The sequence below is a fragment of the Oceanicola sp. S124 genome (genome assembly GCF_000220565.1).
GTDB lineage: Bacteria > Pseudomonadota > Alphaproteobacteria > Rhodobacterales > Rhodobacteraceae > Pseudooceanicola.
Window position 1 is genome coordinate 1 of record NZ_AFPM01000184.1, and the last position, 6,431, is coordinate 6,431.

The 6,431-nt window shown below is 66.2% G+C and carries 4 protein-coding genes and 1 pseudogene; 1 reads left to right on the forward strand and 4 read right to left on the reverse strand.

The window, feature by feature from the left end; translation table 11 throughout:
- Positions 1–182: pseudogene (locus OS124_RS24610) on the reverse strand (electron transfer flavoprotein subunit beta/FixA family protein); the annotation flags it as partial.
- Positions 183–570: 388 nt separating this feature from the next.
- Here OS124_RS24610 and OS124_RS0113035 point away from each other — a divergent pair.
- On the forward strand, positions 571–3,063 hold the full coding sequence (locus OS124_RS0113035) for a GcvT family protein (RefSeq protein WP_010140128.1): 2,493 nt from the start codon (positions 571–573) through the stop codon (positions 3,061–3,063).
- Between the two features lie 275 nt (positions 3,064–3,338).
- Here the strand turns inward: OS124_RS0113035 and OS124_RS0113040 are convergent, their stop codons facing one another.
- The 3 genes from OS124_RS0113040 to OS124_RS0113050 form a co-directional block, all read right to left on the reverse strand.
- Entirely contained in the window at positions 3,339–4,415 is a 1,077-nt protein-coding gene (locus tag OS124_RS0113040; protein ID WP_010140129.1) for an NAD(P)/FAD-dependent oxidoreductase, read from the reverse strand.
- A gap of 229 nt (positions 4,416–4,644) precedes the next feature.
- Positions 4,645–5,739 (reverse strand): BMP family ABC transporter substrate-binding protein, encoded by a 1,095-nt coding sequence (locus tag OS124_RS0113045; protein WP_010140130.1) that lies wholly within the window; start codon positions 5,737–5,739, stop codon positions 4,645–4,647.
- 54 nt (positions 5,740–5,793) lie between these two features.
- A partial coding sequence (locus tag OS124_RS0113050; RefSeq protein ID WP_010140132.1) for an ABC transporter permease occupies positions 5,794–6,431 on the reverse strand: 638 nt, incomplete at its 5' end.

A 6,431-nucleotide genomic window follows, 5' to 3' on the forward strand; every position in this document is an offset into this window, starting at 1 on the left:
ACGACGACCACTTCCGAGGCCGTGCCCGCTTCCTTCAGCCGGATCGCCTCTTCGACGGCGATCTCGTCGAAGGGGTTCATCGACATCTTCACATTGTCCAGATCGACACCCGATCCGTCCGCTTTCACGCGAACCTTCACGTTGTAGTCGATCACGCGTTTGACAGGCACCAGCACCTTCATCTGCGGTCACTCCCTTTCCTCTCTGGACCCTGGCGGATTCGTGCAGGGCCTTCATTCTCATGGGAATTGATATAGGCTCGCCCAAGGCGGTGACAGATCAAAAGGGACGTTCCCCTGCGCTGCAACGTCACGTTTTTTTCCGCATTGCGGTTATAATTCCGCCTGACGGAATGTCTATGCGGCGCCTCTGCAGGATCATTCGGCAGAGTCATAGCCCGATCCCTTGCCCGGTGCCGGTGCGGACTGGCGCCGCTGCTGCGGAAAAGCGACGCGAAGTCCGCCGAAGTCGCATTCAGGCGATACTGCGTCGGCTGGACCCATCGCGGATTGCGCCACCTGATAAAGCTGTCCGAAACGCCCAAGGCCGCGCTTCAGGGAAAGGTCGCAGATGAAAACCCAGGTCAAAGCTCTTGTCGTCGGCGGTGGTGCCGTCGGCACCTCCATTGCCTACCACCTCGCCCGCGCCGGATGGCAGGACGTGATGCTGCTGGAAAGGGACGAGCTGACCTCGGGCTCGACCTGGCATGCCGCGGGCCTGCTGCCGCTCTTCAACATGAGCTTCGCCACCACCCATATCCACAAGTACTCGGTCGAGTTCTACAAGACGCTCGAGGCCGAGACCGGGCTGAACGCCGGCTTCTCCATCGTCGGCAACCTGCGCATGGCGCAGAGCAAGGCGCGGATGGACGAATACATGGTCTATGCGACCACCGCCGAGACCTGTGGCGTGCCCTACGAATGGATGTCGCCCAAGGACATCAAGGACCGCTGGCCGCTGGTCAACATCGAGGGGCTGGAGGGCGCGATCTACCACCCCACCGATGGCTACATCAACCCGGCTGACGTCACCATGGCCATGGCCAAGGGCGCCCGCCAGCGCGGCGTGATGATCGAGCGCAAGTGGCAGGTCGACGGCTACCACTGGACCGGCGAGGCCTGGGAGGTGACCTGCACGAAGATGGTGGAAAAGGGCGGCAACCTGGTGCCCTCCGAAGAGCAGATCGTCATCACTGCCGAGCATGTCGTCACCGCCACCGGCAACCACGCGCAGCGCACCGCGAAACTGCTGGGCATCAAGACCCCGGCGATCCCGGTCGAACACCAGTTCATCGTCACCGAGCCCGACCCCGAGCTGGTCGCCTACCGCAACGCCGGCGGCGCCGAGCACCCCGTGCTGCGCGATGCCGATGCCAAGTGGTACGTCCGCGAGGAACGCGGGGGCTGGATCCTTGGCCCCTACGAGCGCAACGCGCCTGCGCGCTTCCGCTTCGGTGTGCCCGACAGCTTCCGCGCCGACCTCTTCCCGCTGGATCTGGAACGGATCGAGGAAGAGTACATGTCGATGATCCATCGTCTGCCCTCTTCGGAAACCGTTGGTCTGAAAGACGATTTCAACGGCCCGATTTGCTACACGCCGGATGGCAATCCGCTGGTCGGCCCGGCGCCGGGGCTGCGCAACATGTGGCTGGCCGAGGGCTTCTCGTTCGGAATCACGGCGGCGGGCGGCACCGGCTACTACCTGGCCCAGATGATGGTCGAGGGCGAAGCCGAGATCGACATGGCCTCCCTCGATCCCAAGCGCTACGGCACCTGGCAGAGCAATGACTGGGCCGTGGCCAAGAACGAAGAGGCCTACGAACACGTCTTCATCCTGCACCACCCCGACGAGGAACGCGAAGCGGCACGTCCCCTGCGCACCTCGCCCGCCTATGATCGCCAGAAGGCCGCAGGCGCGCAATTCGGCCAGGCCGGGGGCTGGGAGCGCCCCAACTACTACGCGCCGGTCGGCTTCGACGACCATGCTTCGCGCAGCTTCCGTCGTGGCGGCTGGTGGCAATACGCGGTGGAAGAGGCCAAGGCCGTGCGCGAAGGCGTCGGCCTGATCGACGCCACCGCCTTCACCAAGCACCTGCTGAAGGGCCCGGGCGCGACGGCGTTCCTCGATTGGTTCACCTGCAACAAGCTGCCCAAGGTGGGCCGGATCAACCTGACATATGCGCTGACCTCCGCGGGCACGACGCGCACCGAGTACACCATCGTGCGCCTGGCCGAGGATACCTATTACCTGGTCTCCGCCGGCGCCTGGCAGGCCTATGACAGCGACTTCCTGATGAAGGCCATCGAGGACAAGATCCCCGAGTTCGGCTGGATGTCCTGCACCGATGTCACCACCCAGTGGGGCGTCTTCGCCATCGCCGGGCCGAAGTCGCGCGACCTGCTGAAGACCCTGATCCGCGACGCCGATCCCGAGACCGCGCTTTCCAACAAGCGCTTCCCCTGGCTCTCGGCTCGCCAGATCGAGCTGGGCATGGTCCCCGTCAACGCCATCCGCGTCGCCTATACCGGCGAGCTGGGCTGGGAGCTGCACCACCCGATCGAGATGCAGAACCACCTCTGGGACGCGCTGATGAAGGCGGGTGAGCCCTTCGGTCTGAAGCTGGTCGGCGGTCGCGCCCAGAACTGGCTGCGCCAGGAGAAGTCCTACCGCGCCTTCGGCAATGAGCTGGGCCGCGACGCGACCCCGCTGGAAGCCGATCTGCCGCGCTTCGTCGATCTGTCCAAGGACTTCGCCGGCAAGGCCGAGCTTGAGGCCAAGGGCGTGCGCTCGAAGTGTGTCACCCTGCTGATCGACGGGCCCGACGATGCCGATCCCTGGGGCCGCGAGGCGCTTTATGATGGCGCGACCCGCGTCGGGCGCCTGACCTCGGGCGGCTACTCGGTGGCCTTCGGCAAGTCCATCGGCATGGGCTATGTCGCGCCCGAGACCGCCGTGGTGGGCCAGAAGCTGCAGGTCAAGATGTTCGACAAGCTCTGGGAGGCCGTCATCGTAGAGGACAGCCCCTATGATCCGAAGAACGAGAAGATCCGCATCGACGGTTGATCCCTGCGCTTGAGGGACAAAGGGGCCGGGCCTTCGGGTTCCGGCCCTTTTCCTTTGCCGGTCGCCAGGCGGGTCCGTCGGAGGCCTCCGGCGGGAGTATTTTCAGCCTGGTGATGATGAGGGCCGCGCGCTCCCTTGACCGGGCGTGGCGCGGTGGAAAGGACCGACGTCATGCCGACGCGAAACAGACGGGCCAATTCGGTTGCCAGGTGCCGGTTCACCCGCGATTTCGCCGATAGGCGCGCGGTTTGCGGGCCGGGTTGCCGCAGGGGCCCTTAACCAAATCGGGCGGGGGAGAGCGCGGAGACGACCTCGGCGGGCAGCTCGGGCGTGCGGCCCAGAAGCAGGTCGGCGGCGAGCCGCGCGGCGGCTGGGGCGGTCTGGAACCCGTAGCCGCCCTGGCCGGCCAGCCAGAGGAAGTCGGGATGGCTGGGCGCGCGGCCGATGACCAGCGCGTGGTCTGGCGCGAAGCTGCGCAGCCCGGCCCAGGAGTGTTCAAGCCGGGTGACCTCCAAGGTTACCATCTCTTCGAAGCGGGCGAGGCCCTCGGCCAGCACCATGTCGTCGGCCCAGGCATCCATCGGCGGCATCGGATCGGCTTCCGAGGGCGAGACCAGCAGCTTGCCCGCCTGAGCCTTGGCGTACCAGCGTTCCCCCGCTGCATCGACAAAGGCCCAGCCGGAGGTGTCCAGCCCCTCGGGCAGGGGCAGCACGGCCATCGAGCGGCGGTAAGGCTGTATGCCCAGGGGTCTCACGCCCGCAAGGCTGGCGATCTCATCCGTCCAGGCTCCGGCGGCATTGACCAGCGTCTTCGCGGTGAAGGTCCTGTCACCTGCGGTCACTTGCCAGAGTCCGCAGTGCTGCAGCGCGACGACCTCGGCGCCGGTCTTGATCACCACGCCGCCCTTCAGGGCCGCGCGGCGGGCGTTCTGCACCATCAGGTCCGTGTCCATCGCATAGGTGTCGTGGCGCATCGCGGTGCGGGTGATCACCGCCGGATCGAGGAGGGGGAAGAAGGGCTGCGCTTCGGCGAGGGGCACCCGCGAGAGGCCGAGGCCCGCTGCCTCGACGTCGAAACGGCCCTCGTCCTCGGCCCGGCCCAGCATCAGCATCGGCTTGGGACTGAGGATGCCGCCTGCGTGGTGGCTGGCTTCGCTGGCGTGATTGAGGGCGCGCACGATGTCGTTGCCGTAGTCACCGATGTACATGGCCGCCGAGCGCCCAGAGGCGTGGTAGGCCAGGTGCGGCTCGCGCTCCAGCAGGCAGACCGAGGCGTGGGGGGCAAGCTCTGCCGCAAGGGAGAGCCCGGCAATGCCGCCGCCGATGATCAGGATGTCGTAACTGTCGCTCATCCCGGCACTCTGGCATGGGGTCCAGGGGGGCGCCAGCCCCGTTGCGAAGGATTTGCGCGGGGTTTCAGACTGTTGCGGAGTTTGCAAACTGCCCGGGCCGGGTTTGCAAACGACTGCGCCCCGACAGGTGGACCTGCCGGGGCGCCTGTCCCGAAGCCCTGGGGGCGTGTCGGGAGACCAACGGGAGCCGCTACGGGGCCCGCCAGAGTGCCAGTTCCTGCGGCACGGATTACTGGGGCACGGAGCCTTCGATGCCTTCGACGTAGAACATCATGCCGGCCAGGGTGCCGTCGTCAGCCACTTCGCCTTCGGCCAGCCAGTCAGAGCCGTCCTGCTTCTTCAGCGGGCCGGTGAAGGGGTGGTACTCGCCCGAAGCGATGGCGTCCTTCATGGCGAGGGCCTCGGCCTTGACGTCCTCGGGGACCACGTCGGTGATCTCGCCGATACCGACCATGCCGGTGTTGATGCCTTCCCAGACCGAGTGGCTTTCCCAGGTGCCGTCCATGACCGCCTCGACGCGCGAGATGTAGTAGGGCGCCCAGTTGTCGATGATCGAGGAGACGCGGGGGCTGGGCGCGTAGTCCGCCATGTCACCGGCCTGGCCGAAGCCGATCACGCCGCCGGCTTCCTTCGCGGCTGCCAGGGGCGCGGTGGAGTCGGTGTGCTGCAGGATCACGTCGGCGCCCTGGTCGATCAGCGTCTTGGCGGCGTCAGCCTCTTTCGCCGGGTCCATCCAGGTGTAGAGCCAGATGATCTTGAACTCGACGTCCGGGTTCACCTTCTTGGCGTGGATATAGGCCGAGTTGATGCCGCGCACGACTTCCGGGATCGGCACCGAGGCGATGTAGCCAATGATGTTGCTCTGGGTCATGTGGCCGGCGATGGTGCCCTGCACGGCGCGGCCTTCATAGAAGCGGGCCGAGTAGGCGGACATGTTGTCGGCGGTCTTGTAGCCGGTGGCGTGCTCGAACTTCACGTCCGGGAACTTGCCGGCGACGTTCAGGGTCGGGTCCATGTAGCCGAAGGAGGTCGAGAAGATGATGTCGGCACCCTGCAGCGCCATCTGGGTCATCGCACGTTCGCTGTCGGGGCCTTCGGGAACGTTCTCCTGGTAGACCAGCTCGATCTTGTCCTCGCCGATGGCCTCGACCATCTTCAGCGCCGATTCATGGTGGTGCTGGGACCAGCCGCCATCGTTGATCGGGCCGACGTAGATGAAGCCGACCTTGGTCTTGTCCTGGGCCAGTGCGGCGCCGGTCGACAGGGCGGTCAGCGCGGCGACTGTCGCGGCTCCGGCCAGGAAAGTGCGTTTCTTCAGAAGCATATCAATCTCCCATTGACGTTGGTTTGCCCGCATTGGGGCGGAAAGTGCCAGGCCTCACTGCGAGGCGTGGAAGGTGCGACCCAGCGAGGCGGGCGCCCCGCTGCGGTCGAAGGACATGATGACCAGCACGAGGATGGTGATCAGGTAGGGCGACATCGACAGGTATTCGGCCGGGATGGCGATGCCGGCGGCCTGCAGGTTCAGCTGCAGCACCGTGACCCCGCCGAACAGCCAGGCGCCAAGCAGCACCCGCCAGGGCTTCCAGCTGGCGAAGACCACCAGCGCCAGGGCGATCCAGCCGACGCCGCCGGTCATGCCCTCGGTCCATTGCGGCACGCGGATCAGGCTGATGTAGGCGCCGCCGAGACCGGCGCAGGCACCGCCGAAGCAGATCGCCATGAAGCGGATGCGCACGACCTTGTAGCCAAGCGCATGGGCGGCCTCGTGGTTCTCGCCGACCGCCTTCAGGATCAGCCCGGCGCGGGCGTACTTCAGGAAGGCCCAGGTGGCCGCGACCAGCGCGATGCCGACATAGACCATCAGGTCATGGCGGAAGAGCACCGTGCCGAGGAAGGGGATGTCGCTGAGCAGCGGCAGGTCCAGCTTGGGCGAGGAGGGCGGCTTGAGGCCGACGTAGCTTTGTCCCATCAGTGCCGAGAGGCCCAGGCCGAAGAGTGTCAGCGCCAGGCCCG